The following is a 17,218-nucleotide window of genomic DNA, read 5'->3' on the forward strand; positions in this document are numbered from 1 at the left end:
ATCAATGGTAATCGTCCTCGCGCTGGTGGCGGACGGCGGCGATGGTGACGGTTTCGGGGCCGTCGATGCGGAACAGCACAATGTAGCCGGATGAGCCGAACGGCACTAACAGTTCGCGTACCAGGCTGTTTTCCGCAGACGCCTTGCGGCAACTGAATGCAAAATCCGTCAGAAGCTGCAATCCGGTTCTAATCGCGTGGATCGCCTGTTCTGCAACATCGATGTCATAAGCGATCAGAAAGTCGTAGATTCGGTCGAAATCACCTAACGCTTCTTCAGTGTAGCGAAGCGAATATGTCATTTCTGCTTCGCAGACTTCGCAGACTTCGCAGCCTTCGCGGCATTTAGCTTTTTTTGCATCATCGAAAGAACGTCGTCGGTGTTATAATAGACCCCCGTGCGTTCCGCCTTTTCAAGCGACGCCAACCCGCGCGCAATGAACTCCGCCTGCGATTTGCGAATCTCCACCTGTCTGCGCACGGAATCCTCAACGAAGGACGAAAGTGTCTCGCCGTCCTTCAGCACGCTTTCGGCTGCCTCGCGAAAATCCGCCGTCACCCGCAGCGAAGGGATCGTTGCCGTTTTCATGGATCGTCTCCTTGCGTTGCAATTGCGATGCATAAGATTGGACATCGGTGGTGATAAGTCAAATGCAAAACCTTGCAATCGCGGGCCTTGAGGCAGATAAACGGGTTTCCTGTCTGCTAAATACCAAAACCACCGACCTGGACCGCCATGCCTGTCGACTACAAGAAGCTGAAAATGCTGCGCCGTTCCCGTGTCGTCTGGGGCTCCTGGCGGGTGTGGAAGCCGAGAGCAGTATTCTGGATCGGCGCGCTTGCAGTCGGCATCATCAGCGTCGGGTTTGCCTGGGCGGCGGATCGCGCCCAGCATCTTTTCTTCTCGGCAACATCTTCCGGCGAATGGGCGTTTCTGCTGCCGCTTGTCGTGACGCCGCTCGGTTTCACGCTGTGCGCCTGGCTGGCATTGACGGTTTTTCCCAATGCTGGCGGCAGCGGTATTCCCCAGGCCATCGCCGCGCGGCACCTGCGTGACGACGCGGATCGTTCGCGGCTCCTGTCGCTGAAACTCGCTTTCGGCAAGGTCGTGCTGACGGTCGTCGGGCTTTTGTCCGGTGCGTCGATCGGGAGAGAGGGACCAACCGTGCAGGTCGGAGCCTCGATCATGCTTCAGGCGGCGCGCTGGGGCGGCATGGCACAGGCAAAGGGTCTTATTCTTGCCGGATCAGCGGCGGGTATTGCGGCAGCGTTCAACACACCGCTGGCCGGCATCGTGTTTGCCATCGAGGAAATGAGCAAGACCTACGAATCCCGGGCAAACGGCCTCGTCCTTACCGCCGTCATCCTGTCCGGCCTTGCCTCGCTGGCGCTGGTCGGCAGCTATACTTATTTTGGCACCAGTTCCGTCATGGCAAAGACCATGATGGACTGGCTGCTCGTGCTGGTCTGCGGCATTGGCGGCGGTGCGATCGGCGCGCTGTTCAGCGCGGGGGCGCTGCGCCTGTCAGCGCGTATCCGGCGCTTCGCCCAGGCCATGCCGTCAAGGCGGATGCTGGCGTTTGCCGCTGCCTGCGGCCTTGCCTCCGCCGTGATCGGCATTGCAACTGATGGCGCAACCTTCGGAACGGGTTACGAACAGGCGCGCGCCGCAATCGAGGGTCAGGCCGCACCGGCCTTCTTCTTCATCGAAAAGCTGGCGGCCACGTTTCTGGCGATGATGTCGGGCATTCCGGGCGGTATATTCGCGCCGTCGCTGTCCGTGGGCGCGGGCTTTGGCAGTACGATGGCGACTTTGCTGGGTACGAGCATCGGCCTTGGCGCCATTGTCGGCATGGCGGGATATTTCGCGGGCGTGGTGCAGGCCCCCATGACGGCTTTCGTAATCATCCTCGAAATGACCGGCAATCATGACGGCGTCATCCCCATCATGGTGGCATCGATGCTGGGATATCTAACCTCCCGGCTGTTCTCCCGGGAGCCGCTCTATCACGGCCTGTCGCGTGTTTTTATCGCCCAGAGCATCCGCGCAAAACGCGCAGCACACGCCGCTGAGACCTGACCCGACTTTAAGCGCGGATACCCGCCACTCCGAAATAGCCAAGTCCCGGTATCTTCACGCCGGGCCGGCTGAAATCGAAACCCGCGACCAGGCCGAGGAAATTGACCTCGAAGCCGCTGCGTGCGCCCGCCGAAATGCCGAACAACCCGCCAAGCGATAGGCTCGCATCCTTCCAGTCGTCGGCGACGTGGTAAAACGCGCCGTTGGGCAGATAGTCGCGGCCCACCGCGTCTGATGGCAGAACCACACCGAGCTCCGGCACGCTGCGCAGCACATGGGCAACGAAAGTGTTGGAGTTGGGACCGGGATAGATACGATAGCCGCCCGGTTTGCCATAGGGATAATCGGCAATCGCCTGTTCGATCTTCGGGATCAGTTTTTCCGCTGCCGCCCCATGAATGGCCACCACCTGACGCGGCGTGTTGGAATACCAATAGGCATCCGCCGGATAGCCATTGTGGCGTATCGGCATTCCCCAGCCCACCTTGTCGTAGCGATCGTAGGCCGTCGCGCCCGGCTTTTTCAGCACGATCCAGGCATGGCTGGCGACGGAGCCTTTAAAGCCACCGGTCATGGCGGAAAAAACGTAAACCGCCGCCTGCCGGTCGGCACCGGCTTGCGGCAGGGTGCCGGAGGAAGACCAGCGCGCGTCACGCCAGCCCTGCGGGTGATCACGCATAGCCCACAACCCCGCCGATGCCAGAGCTGGTAGCAGATAGATGATGGCAATCGCCAGCAGCAGACGTTTTGCAAATTTCACTGATAGCCCCGTGCATCGAAAAATCAATTGCGCTATCAACGACATAAAATCAGAACTTTTTGAGGCCGCAAAAATGAACAATTCCGTTACCGTCGAAGTCCTCAGGGGCAGTCTGGTCGAAAGCCGCCACCAGGGTCTTGCCGTGGTGGTGGATGGCGATGGCGGCGTGGTATTTTCGGCAGGTGATGTCGAGCGTGGCGTCTTCCCGCGTTCGGCCTGCAAGGCCATGCAGGCGCTGCCGCTGGTGGAAAGCGGCGCGGCGGATGCCTATGGCTTCGGCAATCGCGAACTGGCGCTTGCCTGCTCTTCCCATTCCGGCGAGGACGAACACGCGGCGCTCGCCGCCTCCATGCTCGCGAGGGCGGGCAGGGATGTCGATACACTCGAATGCGGCGCGCACTGGTCTTCCGACCAGAAGACCATCATCCATCAGGCCCGCACGCTGGAAAAGCCGACGGCGCTTCACAATAATTGCTCCGGCAAGCACTCCGGCTTCATCTGCGCCTGCTGCCACACAGGCACCGACCCCAAGCGCTATGTCGGTTACGACCACCCCTTGCAGCGGGAAATCCGCGCGACGATGGAAAGCCTGACGGGTGTGACGCTTGGCCATGACAATTGCGGCGTGGACGGTTGCTCGATCCCCACTTATGCCGTGCCGCTTAAGGGTCTGGCGCATGGTTTTGCCAAGATGGCGACGGGCAGGGGGCTTGAGGCCGGGCGCGCGCAAGCCTCCCGCCGGCTCTTTGACGCCTGCATGGCGGAACCCTTTTACGTAGCGGGCACCGGCCGCACCTGCACCAGGCTGATGCAGATCGCGCCGGGCAGGATTTTCGCCAAGACCGGTGCGGAAGGCGTGTTCGTGGCCGCCCTGCCGGAAAAGGGCATCGCCATGGCGGTGAAATGCGAGGACGGCACGGCGCGTGCGGCCGAAGCGATGATTGCCGCCATGCTGGCGAAATACTTCGATGGCGCCGAGAACGAAGCGCTGCTTGCCATGGCAAACCGGCAGATGCGCAACTGGAACGGCATCCATGTCGGCGATATCCGCGTCGTCGGCCTCTAGAGCATCTCCAGTAAAACTGCGCAGCGGCTTTACGTCCGGAACATGCGTAAAGACAAAAAATAAGGCGCGCGACATGCCTTCGGTTAAACGCGACGCGCTTCAGAAATAACCTTTGACGCGGCCCGCTGCCGGCAGGATGATGGTTTGCCCTTGCATGTGATGGTCTGCCAGATCGCCGCCGCAGGGGCTGGCGTCCGCACGCGAGGAGGTGGGCGCCCCTCATTGCCCTGGAGGTTGCATATCCATGTTCACACTGTTTTTCTCCCCCGGTTCCTGCTCCCGCGCCAGCCATATCGTGCTTGAGGAATCCGGCCTGCCTTACACGGCCCATCGCGTCAACTTCGCCGAGGGCGAGCAGCGCTCCGAGGCATTCCTGAAGATCAACCCGAAAGGCCGCGTGCCGGCGCTTGCAACAGCAAGCGGGGTGCTGACGGAAACGCCTGCCATCCTTGCCTTTATTGCCCAGATGGCGCCGGAGAAGAAACTCGCCCCACTCGACGATCCCTTCGAATTCGCCCTGATGCAAGCCTTCAACGCCTTCATTTCCTCCACGGTGCATGTTGCCCATGCGCATGGCCGGCGCGGCAGCCGCTGGGCGAGCGAGGATAGTTCTCTGGCAGATATGAAAGCGAAGGTGCCACAGACCATGACCGATTGTTTCGAACTGATCGAGCACGGCATGCTGCACGGCCCATGGGTCTTGGGCACCGCCTATTCGGTCGCCGATCCCTATCTATTCGTCATGTCCGGCTGGCTGGAAAGCGACGGCGTGGACATTGCCCGTTTCCCGAAGGTGCATGATCACTTCAGGCGCATGAACGATCGCCCGGCCGTGCAGCGGGCGCTGGCGGGTGAGAAGGGGTGATGTGCTAAAAAGCTTGCTTCGTCATCCTCGGGACAGGCCCGAGGATGACGTCGATTGCGGAGAGAGGTCTGCCAACTATCCCCAGCTAGTGCCTTCGTTCACGCCGCCTCGGCGGCCCGGCTGTCCCACATGGACTTGAATGCCGTGCGGGCCTGGCAGCGCTCCAGCCAGGCTTTCAGCGCCGGATGGGCGTCAAACAGCGGCTGGTGGCCCTGCGCGTAACGGACGATTTCCGCCACGTTGAGATCGGCGACGGTGAAACGGTCGCCTACCAGATAATCGTGGCTGGCAAGATGTTGCTCCAGCACCCGGAAGGGCCGCCTCAAGAGGCGCGCGGCGACATCGATCACCGCTTTGCCGGCATCGCTTTCTGAGAGCCCTTCGGCGATGGCGGAGGAAATCTTCAGCGAATTGGTTTCGATTTCGGTCGCGGCAAAGAACGACCATTGCAGCATCGCCGCATCTTCCTTCAGGTCGACCGGTGCGAGCGGTCCGCCATATTTGCGGACGAGATAAAGGTTGATGGCCATGGATTCATAAAGCACCATGCCGTCATCTTCGATGCAGGGGATGGTGCCCATCGGATTGATCGCCAGAAACGCGGGGGACAGCGTGTTGAGCGGCGCATCTGCGGCCAGGGGATCGGCAACGCGGCGGGCCTGCACGACAGGCACGTGCTTGAATTCCATGCCCAGTTCCCCGGCAAGCCAGAGCGTGCGCGTGGCGCGGGAACGGTAGACACCATAGATCGTCAACATCGAAGTCACCCTTTTACCTTTTCGATGGCGGCACGTTAAGGTCTCATCCTTTTAAAGTGAAGTTGTGGATGTCAGGGTCAACTATGATTTTTTCTGATCCGTCAGGAGGTCCGTATCCGGTGACAGCCGGGCCTCGAAACGGTCGATGAACCGATCGAAAAGCCGGGCGAATGTCTCGACATCCTCCTCCGGCCATCCATCCATCACGTCCTGGATGACGCTCATCTTGGTCCGGCGCATTTCCTGCAGCAGACTGGTGCCAAGTGGTGTGATCTCAACGATGCTGCGGCGGGCATCTTCCTGCGAGACGCCGCGTTTCAACAGGCCGCGCCCGACCATATCCGCCACCACCCGGCTACCGCGCGAGGGGTCGATGCGCATGCCCTCGGCAATGGCACCAACGGTGACATCGCCGTCCGCACGGCGCAATATATCGAGAACGTCGATATGGGAGAGTTCGAGACCCGGAGCCACCTTGGCAAGCGCCATGCGCCCGATGATGCGCCGTCCGATCATGATGCGCATGCGCGTCATCGTATTGCCGATGCGCTTGATGTCTTCGGGCAGATCCTCGTTCCAGTCTTCCTCAGTCGACACGCTCAGCCGTTCCTTTCAATCCCGATTTGCGATCACATTTAGCGCCAATATCATGGATGTCAAAAACTTGCCATTGACATATATATGCTAATAGCACACAAATTGTCGCAGCAAAATTGCCGAAACTCAACGAGATTTTTCATGGATATGTCCCTTGCCCCCGTGGCGCCGCTTGTGTCGGATCACCGGCGTAGGCTCATCGTTTTCCTGTTTCTGATGCTGGCCATGTTCATGGCTACCCTCGACAACCAGATCGTCTCGACAGCGCTGCCCACCATCGTCGGCGAGTTCGGCGCGCTGGAGCGTTTCGGCTGGATCGGCTCGGCCTATCTTCTGGCAACCAGCGCGGTCATGCCTGTTTATGGCAAGCTCGGAGACCTGTTCGGGCGAAAATACGTGATGATCGCGGCGGTTATCATCTTCACTCTCGGCTCGCTCGCCTGCGGGCTGGCCTGGTCGATGGATAGCCTGATCGCGGCCCGCGTGCTTCAGGGCCTTGGCGGCGGCGGCATCATGGTGTCGATCTTCTCCGTCAATGCGGATCTGTTCGAACCGCGTGAAAGAGCCCGTTACCAGAGCTATTCCAGCCTCACCATCATGGCCTCGGGCAGCGTCGGGCCCATTCTCGGCGGCACGATGAGCGATCTGTTCGGCTGGCGGTCGATCTTCCTCATCAACCTGCCACTCGGGCTTATCGTCATCACCGGCCTGATTTTCCTGCTGCCCTACCGCCGTCCCGCGCGTCAGCCGAAGATCGACTATCTCGGCGCCGTCCTGCTGGCAGCGACGATCGCAAGCGTCGTCTTCTGGGCCGACAGCAGCGAATTGTTCGGTTCGCTTTTCGCCGGTCCCAGCCTCGGCATTATCGCTTTCGCCGTCATCGCCGCCTTCCTCTGGGTGCAGGTGGAACGTCGCGCGCCGGAACCCGTGGTGCCGCTCAGGCTCTTCAAGGACAGCACCTTTCCGCTGTTGATGATCGTTTCATTGACCAGCGGCGGCATTGGCATCGGCATGGTCAATTATTACGCGCTGTTCCTGCAGACCACGACCGGGCTTTCCCCATCCCATGCCGGCCTGTTCTTCATCGCCGTCACCGGCGGCATCGTCATGGGTTCACTGTCTGCCGGGCGGTTGATCTCGATCACCGGCGTCTACAAGCCGTTTTCGGTGGCCGGGCTCACCATCAATGTCATCGCCATGCTGCTCTTCACGCAGATGCATGCGGGAACGCCGCTTTGGCTGATTGCGATTCTCATGCTGGCGCAGGGTTTCGCCGTCGGCCTCGGCCAGCAGGCGCCGATTATCGGCGTGCAGAATTCCGCGCCGAAGGCCGATATCGGTGCCGCAAGCGGCGCGGTGACGCTCACCCGCATGGGCGGCGCAGCAATCGCCATCTCGGTCTATGGCGCGATCGTCACTTCCAGCCTCAAGGGCGTTGCCGTGACCATTCCGGGTGTCGGAAGGATCGAGGAATTGACGCCGAAAATGCTCTCCGAACTGCCCGCCGCATCCCAGGCCGCCGTTGCCTCGCTCTATTCGGATGCCTTCACGCCGCTGTTCTTCGCAGCCGCCGCAACCGCTGCCATCGGCCTTGCCGCAGCACTGATGCTGAAACCGGTCCGGTTGCCAGCCGCAGCACAGGCGGCCAAGCCGGCGGAAAGTGCGGGGGAGTAGGGAGCGGCTGTCCTTGTAAGGCGCGGTGACTCGAGCTGTGCCTTCCTCCGGCAACTTGCTCTTCCCGCATCCCTGTGAGAAGCACAAGGATGAGGGATGGTTCCGGGCCTTTCCAATATACCCGCGACCTCTGAGCGCGAAAACAAAACCGCACCCCTGGAAATTTAACGCCCGTTCCGCGTTATGCTCGCAGCACTTTAAATTCGCGCGGGCGGCCCTATCTCAATGAATATGAAGCCGGAACAGCTCCTGAATTCCACGCCCAAGGGTCTTTATTGCCCGCCGGGCGATTTTTATATCGACCCGGTGCGGCCGGTGGCGCGCGCGTTGATAACCCACGGCCATTCCGATCACGCCCGCGCCGGCCACGGGGCGGTGCTGGCCACACGCCAGACGCTCGATATCATGCGCATTCGTTACGGCGAGGACTTCTGTGGCAGCGAGCAGGCGGTCGCATTCGGGGAGACGGTGGAAGTGAACGGCGTGACCGTCGGTTTCCACCCGGCGGGCCATGTGCTGGGTTCGGCGCAGATCTCCGTGGAAATGAACGGCATGCGCATCGTTGCCTCCGGCGATTACAAGCGCGGTATCGATCCCACCTGTACACCCTTCGAAACGGTGCCGTGTGATGTCTTCATCACCGAGGCCACCTTCGGGTTGCCGGTATTTCACCATCCGCTGCCGCGGGTGGAAATCGGCAAGCTGCTCACCTCCATCAAGCAGTTTCCCGAGCGCACCCATCTGGTCGGCGCTTATTCGCTCGGCAAGGCGCAGCGCGTTATCAGGCTCCTGCGCGACAATGGTTATGCCGATCCCATCTATATCCACGGCGCGCTGGCGCGGCTTTGCGATTATTACGTTTCGCAGGGCATCGATCTCGGTGATCTGCGCCCCGCGACGCTTGAAAAAAGCGATCCCGCCATCTTCAAGGGCGCGATCGTCGTCGGCCCGCCCTCTGCATTTCAGGAGCGCTGGGCGCGCCGTTTCAACGAGCCGCTGATCGCATTCGCGTCCGGATGGATGATGGTGCGACAGCGGGCGAAACAGGGCGGCGTGGAGCTGCCTTTGGTCATCTCCGACCACTGCGACTGGCCGGAACTGCTGGAAACCATCAAGGAAATTGGCCCGCAGGCCGTCTGGGTCACGCATGGTCGCGAGGAGGCGCTGGTGCGCTGGTGCGAATTGCAGGGCATTGCTGCGAAACCGCTGCATCTTGTCGGTTATGAAGACGAGGGGGATTGAGATGAAAGCCTTCGCCACCCTTCTCGACCGCCTTGTCCTCACCCCATCGCGCAACGGCAAGCTGAAGCTTTTGACCGATTATTTCCGCGATACGCCTGACCCAGACCGGGGGTACGGGCTGGCAGCGATTGCCGGCACGCTGGACCTCAAAAGCGTCAAGCCCGCAATGCTGCGCGAGCTGGTGCTGGAGCGCATGGACGAGGTGCTGTTCCGCTATTCATACGATTATGTCGGCGACCTGGCCGAGACCATCTCGCTGGTCTGGGGCAATATCGGCGGTCTGGATGATTCCGAGGCGCAGGATCCACGTCTTGGCGAAGTCGTGACGCTGATGAATTCGCTCGGCCGCACCGAAGTGCGCGGAGCGGTGCGCGATCTGCTCGACCGGCTCGATACCTCCTCGCGTTTCGCCTTCCTGAAACTCGCAACCGGCAGCCTGCGCATCGGCGTTTCGGCGCGGCTGGCGCGGCAGGCACTGGCGGATTTCGCGGATAAGGACATCATCGAAATCGAAACCCTCTGGCACGGTCTGACGCCGCCTTACACGACGCTTTTCGCCTGGCTGGAGGGCAAGTCCGAGCGGCCGGTTCTGGCGACGCCCGCCATCTTCCACTCGGTAATGCTGGCCACGCCGGTTGCAGACGGTGACCTCGATGGTCTGGACCCTGCGGATTATGCGGCCGAGTGGAAATGGGACGGCATCCGTGTGCAGCTTTCCCGCGCAGGCGAGACGCGTAAACTCTATTCCCGCTCCGGCGACGATATTTCCGGCGCATTTCCCGACGTACTCGATGCCATCGATTTCGAAGGCGTGATGGATGGTGAATTGCTAATTGGCGGCACGGCGCGCTCCAACAATCTCACGCGCACCTTTTCCGACCTTCAACAACGGCTGAACCGCAAGACGGTGACGGCCAAGATGCAGGATGACTATCCGGCCTTCATCCGCGCCTATGACCTGCTGTTCGATGGTGAGAGCGACATTCGCGCGCAGACCTATCTAGAACGACGTGGCCGCCTGTCGGATATCATCGAACATGCCCCGCATGACCGCTTCGACCTGTCGCCGCTCATCGGTTTTTCAACGTGGGACGAGCTGAATACGCTGCGCGCCGCGCCGCCCGATCCGGTCATCGAAGGCGTGATGATCAAGCGCCGCGACAGCGCCTATCAGGCCGGCCGGGCCAAGGGGCCGTGGTTCAAGTGGAAACGCGATCCCTACAATATCGATGCTGTCATGATGTATGCGCAGCGCGGCCATGGCAAACGCTCGAGCTATTATTCCGATTTCACCTTCGGCGTATGGGCGGAAGGTGAGGATGGCGAACAGCTGGTGCCGGTTGGCAAGGCCTATTTCGGTTTTACCGATGCGGAGCTGGAAGTGCTGGACAAGTTCGTGCGCGACAATACCGTCGAGCGTTTCGGCCCCGTGCGCGCGGTGCGCGCCACGCCGGATTTCGGTTTCGTGCTGGAGGTGGCTTTCGAGGGCATCAACCGTTCCAACCGCCACAAATCCGGCGTTGCCATGCGGTTTCCACGCATTGCGAGGCTTCGCGCCGACAAACTGCCGGCGGAGGCGGATCGCCTGGCGACGCTTGTGGCGATGATCGATGGCGTGGAAGGGTAGGGGGCCCCGCTACCTCCCTCATCCCTGTGCTTGTCACAGGGATCCAGCCAGCCCAAGTCCTTGGGCTGATGTGACTCTTCCCGCCGCGCCGATGCGCGTCGACGGGATTCCTGTAACAAGCCCAGGAGTGAGGGAATGTTTCGTCCAGAAAATGCCATGATGGATGCGAATACATTGTTGTCATTCGCGAATCCGTGATTGGACAGCCTCTCGCCGCAGTGCTGAACTGCTTCTAACGTTTTGATCACTCAGGTGCGCATATGCCAGATAAACGCTTTCTCTCCTCAGCATTCGGACAGGAAGAAAGCGGCGCGACCTTAAGGAGCCTGACGCGGCGCAATCTGCTTGTGGGTGCCATGGGCCTGTCAGCAGCGGCACTTTTGCCCGCAGGTGCGAAAGCGGGCATTCCCACGCCCGAGGTGCTGCCGCTGGAAAAGCAGGATTACGGCGAGGCGCGCAAACGGTTCCATACCCATTTGCTACGCAAAATGTCCGCTCCGGAAAAATCATCGCCGCTCGGCACACCGCCGGGTGCGGAACGGGTCACCTATCGTGGCGGGCCGGATGGTTCCATCGAGCTTGTGGCCTGGCTTTCCCATTACCAGCCCTCGACGGTACTCAAACCCGCAGTGCTTTTCCTGCACGGCGGCAACGCCACCGGTGACGGCCATTGGGCGATGATGAAGCCCTATTGGGAGGCGGGTTTCGTGGTGCTTTTGCCGTCCTTCCGGGGCGAAAACGGCCAGAACGGCAATTATTCCGGTTTCTACGACGAAACAGCGGATGCGCTGGCGGCGGCGACCTATCTGGAAAGCCTGCCCGGTATCGACAGGAAACGCTTCTTCATCGCCGGCCATTCCAATGGCGGCACGCTGACGCTTTTGGCCGCCATGAGCCGCAAATTCCGCGCTGCCGCGCCGATTTCGGCCGGCGTCAATTCATGGCGTTACTTCAACCGCTATTCGGACGAACTCTGTTTCGACGAAACCGACGAGCGGGAGTTCATCATGCGCTCTTCGGTCTGTTTCGGCCCCAGCCTCAAATGCCCGGCGCTGTTGCTGCGCGGCACGGAGGAGCGCCCGTTCGACGCCGATCACCAGCTTTTCGTCGATCGCGCCGTGTATTCGGGATTCAAGGTCGACAAAAAACTGCTGCCCGGCACACACAATGGCGTGGTGCCGGGCGCCGTGACGGAAAGCATCCGCTTTTTCAACGAATTTGCATAAAAAAGGGCCGAAAACCGCTTTTGCAGCTTTCGGCCCTCTCGTAAAGTCAGACGCTCTTCTTAAAGTAGCCGAGCAGCCGCATGGCATTGGCGGTGACGAGAACCGTAGCGCCGGTGTCGGCGAAGACAGCGAGCCACAGGCCGGAGAGGCCGGTAACCGTTGTCACCAGGAATACCGCCTTCAGGCCGAGCGCGATCGTTACGTTCTGGTGGATATTGCGCATGGTGGCGCGCGATAGGCCGATCAGACGGGCAGCATCGCCGACATTGTTGCGCATCAGCGCTGCATCCGCCGCTTCCATTGCCACATCCGTGCCCGAGCCGATGGCGACACCGACGCTTGCAGCCGCGAGGGCGGGCGCATCGTTGATACCGTCGCCCACCATCACCACGGTTTTCTTCTGGGCAAGCTTGCGGATTTCCTCGACCTTGTTCTGCGGCAGGAGTTCGCCGCGCGCTTCAAGTCCCAGCTTGTTGCCGATTGCCTTTGCCGTGCGGGCATTGTCGCCAGACAGCATCAGCGAGGAAATACCCATCTCCTTCAGTGCCTTGATGCCTTCTGCCGCATCCTTGCGCGGTTCGTCGCGCATGGCGAAGAGACCGCTTGCCACACCCTCGGCCATGACGACGGCCACGGTCTTGCCTTCGCTTTCCAGTGCGGAAATGCGCTCTGCAAGTTCCGTCGATACGGTCCCGACTTCGGTTGCAAAACGCGGCGCGCCGATGAACAGCCGCTTGCCGCCGACGGTGCCCTGCATGCCACGACCGGAAATCGCCTTTATCTCCGAGCCGGGCAGGGGAGTTACGCCTGCCTTGTTGGCATGGTTGACGATGGCTCTGGCAAGCGGATGGCTCGATTCGTTCTCGATGGTTGCGGCCTGCGCGATCAGCCCGGCCTCGTTGCCGTCAAGAGCCACCACATCCGTCACGACAGGTTCGCCGAGCGTCAGCGTGCCGGTCTTGTCGAAGGCCACGGTTTCGGTGCGTGCCAGCATCTCGATAACCGCACCGCCCTTCACCAGCATACCGTGCCGTGCCGCAGCCGAAAGGCTGGAGGCGATGGCAGCGGGAACGGAAATGACGAGTGCGCAGGGGCAACCGATCAGAAGCAGGGCGAGACCGCGATAAATCCAGGTGTCCCAGTCGCCAAGGCCCACAAGCGGCGGCACGACGATGGTAAGTGCGGAAATCGCGACGATCAGCGGCATGTAATAACGCGAGAAGTTCTGGATGAAGCGCTCGGTCGGGGCGCGGGCGTCCTGTGCTTCTTCAACGAGCGTGATGATGCGGGCAATGGTGTTGTCTTCCGGCGCCCGGTCGACCCGAATGCGCAGCGAACCGTCATGGTTGATCGAACCCGCAAAGACGCGTGCGCCCTTTTCCTTGGCGACCGGAATGCTCTCGCCGGTCATCGGCGATTCGTCGACGCTGGATTCGCCTTCCATCACCACGCCATCGGCGGCAATGCGGTCGCCAGGACGCGCAACGACCACCTGACCGATGCGAACCTTATCGGCGGCCACCTGCCGAAGCGTACCGTTTTCTTCCACCAGTGCCGTTTTCGGCAGCAGGGAACCGAGAGCCTTGATGCCCGAGCGGGCACGCGCGGCGGCAAAGCCCTCCAGCAACTCGCCAACGGAGAACAGCAGCACGACGATGGCCGCTTCTTCCGCCTCGCCAATGATGATGGCGCCGATGGCGGCAATCGTCATCAGCATCTCGATGGTGAAAATCGCGCCGAAACGCGCCGCGTTGAAGGCGTTGCGCGCAATGGGAAACAGCGTGACCAGCGTTGCGACGATGAAGGCGTAACTGCCCCATGCCGGGAAGCCAAGCTCCGCCGCATAGGCGACGGCCACGAGAATGGTGCCGGTGAAGGTGTTCCGTGCCTTGGCGGTGCGCCACCACACACCTTTTTCATCCGCGCCATGGGCGTGGCCTATCTCGGCGCTCTGCGCGACGGTTTCAACGGTCGCGTGGCTGTGCGCGTGCTTCGCATCGTCATGATGGTGGCCGCCGCAGCTTGAGTGGTCGTGGTCGGCGTGGTCATGGCCCGAATGGTCGTGGCCTGAATGATCATGTTTGTGATCGTGATCATCGCCGTGATGACCGCTGCATGATCCATGGTCATGGTCGTGCGCATGATCGCGATTATGTTCTTCGACCTTGCCGAGTGCGGTTTTTTCCTGCGGCAGCAAGGCAGGCTTGAAGCCGAGCTTGCGCAGCGTGTCCTCGATCTTGTCGACCGGGGTTTTGTTGTCAGCCAGTGAAAGGTTCAGCCTTTCACGCGCAACGGATACCTTGACGTCGGCAACACCGGGCAGACGCGAGAGCGCGGTTTCGATCTTGGCCGCGCAGCTGCCGCAATCCATGCCGCCGACAGAGAAGGTCAGGGCATTGTTCTGCTCAATGCTCGGTGCAGCTTCCGCATGGTGATGACCACCGCACGATGAATGGTCATGATCGTGCCCATGATCGTGATGTTCCGCCGCAATCTTTTCGCGCGGTGCCTTGTCCTGCGGCAGCAAAGCGGGCTTGAAGCCGAGCTTGCGCAGCGTATCCTCGATTTTTGCGACCGACGTTTTGTCTTCCGCCAGCGAAAGGTTCAGCCTTTCGCGCGCAACGGAGACCTTGACGTCGGCAACGCCGGGCAGGCGGGAGAGCGCCGTTTCGATCTTCGCCGCACAGCTGCCGCAATCCATGCCGCCGACCGTGAAGGTCAGGTCTCCTGATTCCCCGTTCAAACTGCCGCGTGTCGAAATATTCATGGTTCTCGCTCCTGAATTCCACTCGACAGCCAATCTGGCACCTCTAGCAACTAGAGGTTCAAGAGCAAAAATGCGTTTTTTCGATTTTTTTTGAAAGGCACACACCAGCCTCGCGCCAGCCGCGCAATGCATCATGCCTTCAAACTTGGTTTCATGAAGCGGTTCAGATGACAGCACTCCTATTGAAAAACTGCCGCCGGGCGGCCTCGCTGGCGGTTATTGCGCTGCTGCCTTTCCTGAGCGGCTGCCTTTTCGTGACGGATACGAGCCGGATGAACCCGGACGTCTTCGTTCAGGAAACGGCGCCGGTGTTCAATTTCAATTCCGTAAGCTCCAATCGCCAGCCGGAACTGCCGCCACAGCCGGGTCAGCTTTCCACGCGCCCGCCGGATCTGTTCAGAACCCGCTTCCATCAGGAGTATGGCCCGCCGGTGCGCGGGCAGGGCCTGAGCGCGCCGCAGGTGCAGGGATTGAATGTGCCGCAGGCGCAAGGTCAGGCGATGGCTTATGGCCTTCCGGTCTCCAATCCGCTGCACCGGGTCATGTATGGCCCGATCCGCGATGACGACCGGTCCCTGCCGGCCATTCCCTATGGCCGCATCGATCCGCGTTATCTCCGGCAGGAGGTGAGCTACCAGACGGCGGAAGCGCCGGGTACAATCGTCGTGGATACGAAGCAGCATTTTCTCTATCTGGTGCAGCCGGGCGGCAAGGCTATCCGGTATGGCGTTGGCCTCGGGCGCGACGGTTACGCCTGGTCCGGTCGCGGCAAGATCCAGTGGAAGGCGAAATGGCCGCGCTGGACGCCGCCCGACGAAATGGTCAGGCGCCAGCCGGAACTTACCTCCATCTCCGCCGCCAATGGCGGCATGACGCCGGGTCTCAATAACCCGCTCGGCGCGCGTGCCCTTTATATTTTCAAGGACGGCAAGGACACGCTTTACCGCGTGCACGGAACGCCCGACTGGCAGTCCGTCGGCAAGGCAACTTCGTCCGGCTGCGTGCGCATGCTCAATCAGGATGTGATCGACCTCTACGAGCGCGTACCGAAGGGCGCACAGATTGTGGTTATCTGACCACTTTCTAAAAGAAAGCGCTGCATCGTGGGGTTCCCCCAGCGCCTTCTGACTGGCTTTTAGCGGTCGGTTAACTATTTTCGCAATACGCCTGTGTACGTGGAACAAACGATGTACAACGGCGATATAGCCGTTCGAAATGTGGGACAATCCGGCCTTATGACAAGCACCGACACAGATCTTTCCAGACGCACTTTCCTTTCCCTTCTGGGTATTTCCTCCGCTTCGTTGCTGGCGGGCTGCGCTTCTTCCGGCACGGGTGAAGCCATTCGCCAGCAGGCGAGCAGCATCGGCAGCGATTTCCGCCAGATGTTCTCGTCGGGCGTTAGCGATGCGGAACTGGCCGTCATGTACGGTTCGGTCGAGGATGGCGGTTACGTCATTCCCGCGGTTCCCTATCAGAAGATCGACCGGCGTTATTATCGTCAGCGCGTCGTCGATCCGACCGGCGAACGTCCCGGCACCGTTGTCGTGGATACGCGCTCGCGTTTCCTCTATGTCGTGGAGCAGGGCGGCAGCGCCATGCGTTACGGCGTCGGCATCGGCCGCGATGGTTTCGCCTGGTCCGGCGAAGGCGTCATCCAGTGGCGCCAGAAATGGCCGAAATGGACCCCGCCGGACGAAATGGTCGCCCGCCAGCCGGAACTGGTCAAATATTCTTCCAAGAACGGCGGCATGCCACCGGGCCTGAAAAACCCGCTCGGTGCCCGCGCGCTCTATATCTTCCAGAATGGCAAGGACACGCTTTACCGCCTGCATGGATCGCCGGAATGGAACTCCATCGGCAAGGCCGTCTCTTCCGGCTGCGTACGCCTGATGAACCAGGACGTCATCGACCTCTACGACCGCGTGCCGCAGAAGGCGCGTGTGGTGGTGTGGCAGTAAGCCAAGCATGTTCGGATAAAAAGGCGGCCTTGTGCCGCCTTTGTTTTTTCGGGATTACGGCCGGGCGATATTTTCCTTCAGCGCATTCACCTGGTCCCGCAGCTGCACCAGTTCCTCCAGCCCGCAGCCCGTGGCGTCGCCGATTGCCGCCATAATTTTCACGCCCTCCTTTTTGAGATCGGCGCCCTTGGGCGTTACGGCCACCAGCACCTGCCGCTCGTCAACGGTTCCGCGTTTGCGGGTGATCAGCCCGGCATGTTCCAGCCTCTTCAGCAACGGCGAAAGCGTGCCCGAATCGAGGCCCAGCATTTCACCGAGCGCCTTGACGGTGGAGGTTTCCTTTTCCCACAGGGCCATCATGACCAGATATTGCGGATAGGTCAGGCCGATCGGGTCCAGCAGCGGCTTATAAGCGCGGGTGAAAGCGTGCGCCGCGCCGTAAAGGGCAAAGCATATCTGCTGGTCCAGCCTCAACAGGCTTTCCAAATTGGTGTCGTCGCTCTCTGCGCCCATTGTTCTGCTCCAAAAATCAACCGGGAAGGGAACAATCAGCCCTGCCTTTCGGTTCCTGCCACATGGATGCGCGGCGAAATTTC

Annotated in this window: 16 protein-coding genes; 9 read left to right on the forward strand and 7 right to left on the reverse strand. The window is 60.9% G+C overall.

What is annotated here, in order from left to right; genetic code table 11:
- Position 1 precedes the first annotated feature (1 nt).
- Together CRP02_RS15145 and CRP02_RS15150 are read right to left on the reverse strand one after the other, a co-directional pair.
- Positions 2-301 carry a type II toxin-antitoxin system RelE/ParE family toxin gene (locus tag CRP02_RS15145; RefSeq protein WP_097171615.1) on the reverse strand — a complete coding sequence of 100 codons (300 nt, stop codon included), beginning with the start codon at positions 299-301 and terminating at the stop codon, positions 2-4.
- Positions 298-588: a YlcI/YnfO family protein gene (locus CRP02_RS15150; RefSeq protein ID WP_097171616.1), complete on the reverse strand. Its 291-nt coding sequence runs from the start codon at positions 586-588 to the stop codon at positions 298-300. The genes CRP02_RS15145 and CRP02_RS15150 overlap by 4 nt, the downstream gene beginning before the upstream one ends.
- 147 nt (positions 589-735) lie before the next feature.
- Here CRP02_RS15150 and CRP02_RS15155 point away from each other — a divergent pair, with 147 nt between their 5' ends.
- The gene (locus CRP02_RS15155; RefSeq protein WP_179784031.1) at positions 736-2,079 is read left to right on the forward strand and encodes a chloride channel protein; all 1,344 of its coding nucleotides are present in this window, start codon (positions 736-738) and stop codon (positions 2,077-2,079) included.
- Positions 2,080-2,086: 7 nt separating this feature from the next.
- On the opposite strand, the gene CRP02_RS15160 is transcribed toward CRP02_RS15155, so the two are convergent.
- Complete coding sequence (locus CRP02_RS15160) at positions 2,087-2,839, reverse strand: DUF3750 domain-containing protein (RefSeq protein ID WP_003511884.1); 753 nt, start codon at positions 2,837-2,839, stop codon at positions 2,087-2,089.
- A 73-nt stretch (positions 2,840-2,912) separates the two neighbouring features.
- Between CRP02_RS15160 and CRP02_RS15165 the strand changes: the two genes are divergently transcribed.
- Complete coding sequence (locus CRP02_RS15165) at positions 2,913-3,905, forward strand: asparaginase (RefSeq protein WP_097171617.1); 993 nt, start codon at positions 2,913-2,915, stop codon at positions 3,903-3,905.
- Between the two features lie 244 nt (positions 3,906-4,149).
- Complete coding sequence (locus tag CRP02_RS15170; RefSeq protein ID WP_097171618.1) at positions 4,150-4,770, forward strand: glutathione S-transferase family protein; 621 nt, start codon at positions 4,150-4,152, stop codon at positions 4,768-4,770.
- 98 nt (positions 4,771-4,868) lie between these two features.
- On the opposite strand, the gene CRP02_RS15175 is transcribed toward CRP02_RS15170, so the two are convergent.
- Entirely contained in the window at positions 4,869-5,528 is a 660-nt protein-coding gene (locus CRP02_RS15175; RefSeq protein WP_003511889.1) for a glutathione S-transferase family protein, read from the reverse strand.
- A gap of 81 nt (positions 5,529-5,609) precedes the next feature.
- On the reverse strand, positions 5,610-6,125 hold the full coding sequence (locus tag CRP02_RS15180) for a MarR family winged helix-turn-helix transcriptional regulator (RefSeq protein WP_003511890.1): 516 nt from the start codon (positions 6,123-6,125) through the stop codon (positions 5,610-5,612).
- A gap of 141 nt (positions 6,126-6,266) precedes the next feature.
- Here CRP02_RS15180 and CRP02_RS15185 point away from each other — a divergent pair, with 141 nt between their 5' ends.
- The 4 genes from CRP02_RS15185 to CRP02_RS15200 all read left to right on the forward strand — a co-directional run bounded on the left by CRP02_RS15185 (position 6,267) and on the right by CRP02_RS15200 (position 11,894).
- On the forward strand, positions 6,267-7,799 hold the full coding sequence (locus CRP02_RS15185; RefSeq protein ID WP_179784032.1) for an MDR family MFS transporter: 1,533 nt from the start codon (positions 6,267-6,269) through the stop codon (positions 7,797-7,799).
- 225 nt (positions 7,800-8,024) lie between these two features.
- On the forward strand, positions 8,025-9,041 hold the full coding sequence (locus tag CRP02_RS15190; RefSeq protein ID WP_038490174.1) for a ligase-associated DNA damage response exonuclease: 1,017 nt from the start codon (positions 8,025-8,027) through the stop codon (positions 9,039-9,041).
- A gap of 1 nt (position 9,042) precedes the next feature.
- A complete protein-coding gene (locus CRP02_RS15195) occupies positions 9,043-10,668 on the forward strand; it encodes a cisplatin damage response ATP-dependent DNA ligase (protein ID WP_097171619.1) in 1,626 nt (541 codons plus the stop codon).
- A gap of 260 nt (positions 10,669-10,928) precedes the next feature.
- Positions 10,929-11,894, forward strand: coding sequence for an alpha/beta hydrolase family protein (locus tag CRP02_RS15200; protein WP_003511897.1), 966 nt, complete (start codon positions 10,929-10,931; stop codon positions 11,892-11,894).
- 46 nt (positions 11,895-11,940) lie between these two features.
- Here the strand turns inward: CRP02_RS15200 and CRP02_RS15205 are convergent, their stop codons facing one another.
- Complete coding sequence (locus tag CRP02_RS15205) at positions 11,941-14,661, reverse strand: heavy metal translocating P-type ATPase (RefSeq protein WP_097171620.1); 2,721 nt, start codon at positions 14,659-14,661, stop codon at positions 11,941-11,943.
- A 167-nt stretch (positions 14,662-14,828) separates the two neighbouring features.
- On the opposite strand from CRP02_RS15205, the gene CRP02_RS15210 reads away from it, so the two are divergent.
- Positions 14,829-15,737, forward strand: a complete 909-nt coding sequence (locus CRP02_RS15210; RefSeq protein WP_019564146.1) for a L,D-transpeptidase — start codon at positions 14,829-14,831, stop codon at positions 15,735-15,737.
- A 159-nt stretch (positions 15,738-15,896) separates the two neighbouring features.
- Entirely contained in the window at positions 15,897-16,622 is a 726-nt protein-coding gene (locus CRP02_RS15215; RefSeq protein WP_013635657.1) for a L,D-transpeptidase, read from the forward strand.
- A 54-nt stretch (positions 16,623-16,676) separates the two neighbouring features.
- On the opposite strand, the gene CRP02_RS15220 is transcribed toward CRP02_RS15215, so the two are convergent.
- Entirely contained in the window at positions 16,677-17,135 is a 459-nt protein-coding gene (locus tag CRP02_RS15220; protein ID WP_003511901.1) for a MarR family winged helix-turn-helix transcriptional regulator, read from the reverse strand.
- Positions 17,136-17,218: the final 83 nt, after the last annotated feature.

The sequence above is a fragment of the Rhizobium sp. AN5 genome, from assembly GCF_900215255.1.
Taxonomy (GTDB): Bacteria; Pseudomonadota; Alphaproteobacteria; order Rhizobiales; family Rhizobiaceae; genus Agrobacterium; species Agrobacterium tumefaciens.

What these genes read in the sequence shown, in the direction of transcription:
- CRP02_RS15145 (WP_097171615.1), bottom strand. Translation starts at nt 301, where the DNA reads ATGACATATTCGCTTCGCTACACTGAAGAAGCGTTAGGTGATTTCGAC.
- CRP02_RS15150 (WP_097171616.1), bottom strand. Translation starts at nt 588, where the DNA reads ATGAAAACGGCAACGATCCCTTCGCTGCGGGTGACGGCGGATTTTCGC.
- CRP02_RS15155 (WP_179784031.1), top strand. Translation starts at nt 736, where the DNA reads ATGCCTGTCGACTACAAGAAGCTGAAAATGCTGCGCCGTTCCCGTGTC.
- CRP02_RS15165 (WP_097171617.1), top strand. Translation starts at nt 2,913, where the DNA reads ATGAACAATTCCGTTACCGTCGAAGTCCTCAGGGGCAGTCTGGTCGAA.
- CRP02_RS15170 (WP_097171618.1), top strand. Translation starts at nt 4,150, where the DNA reads ATGTTCACACTGTTTTTCTCCCCCGGTTCCTGCTCCCGCGCCAGCCAT.
- CRP02_RS15175 (WP_003511889.1), bottom strand. Translation starts at nt 5,528, where the DNA reads ATGTTGACGATCTATGGTGTCTACCGTTCCCGCGCCACGCGCACGCTC.
- CRP02_RS15185 (WP_179784032.1), top strand. Translation starts at nt 6,267, where the DNA reads ATGGATATGTCCCTTGCCCCCGTGGCGCCGCTTGTGTCGGATCACCGG.
- CRP02_RS15190 (WP_038490174.1), top strand. Translation starts at nt 8,025, where the DNA reads ATGAATATGAAGCCGGAACAGCTCCTGAATTCCACGCCCAAGGGTCTT.
- CRP02_RS15195 (WP_097171619.1), top strand. Translation starts at nt 9,043, where the DNA reads ATGAAAGCCTTCGCCACCCTTCTCGACCGCCTTGTCCTCACCCCATCG.
- CRP02_RS15200 (WP_003511897.1), top strand. Translation starts at nt 10,929, where the DNA reads ATGCCAGATAAACGCTTTCTCTCCTCAGCATTCGGACAGGAAGAAAGC.
- CRP02_RS15205 (WP_097171620.1), bottom strand. Translation starts at nt 14,661, where the DNA reads ATGAATATTTCGACACGCGGCAGTTTGAACGGGGAATCAGGAGACCTG.
- CRP02_RS15210 (WP_019564146.1), top strand. Translation starts at nt 14,829, where the DNA reads ATGACAGCACTCCTATTGAAAAACTGCCGCCGGGCGGCCTCGCTGGCG.
- CRP02_RS15215 (WP_013635657.1), top strand. Translation starts at nt 15,897, where the DNA reads ATGACAAGCACCGACACAGATCTTTCCAGACGCACTTTCCTTTCCCTT.
- CRP02_RS15220 (WP_003511901.1), bottom strand. Translation starts at nt 17,135, where the DNA reads ATGGGCGCAGAGAGCGACGACACCAATTTGGAAAGCCTGTTGAGGCTG.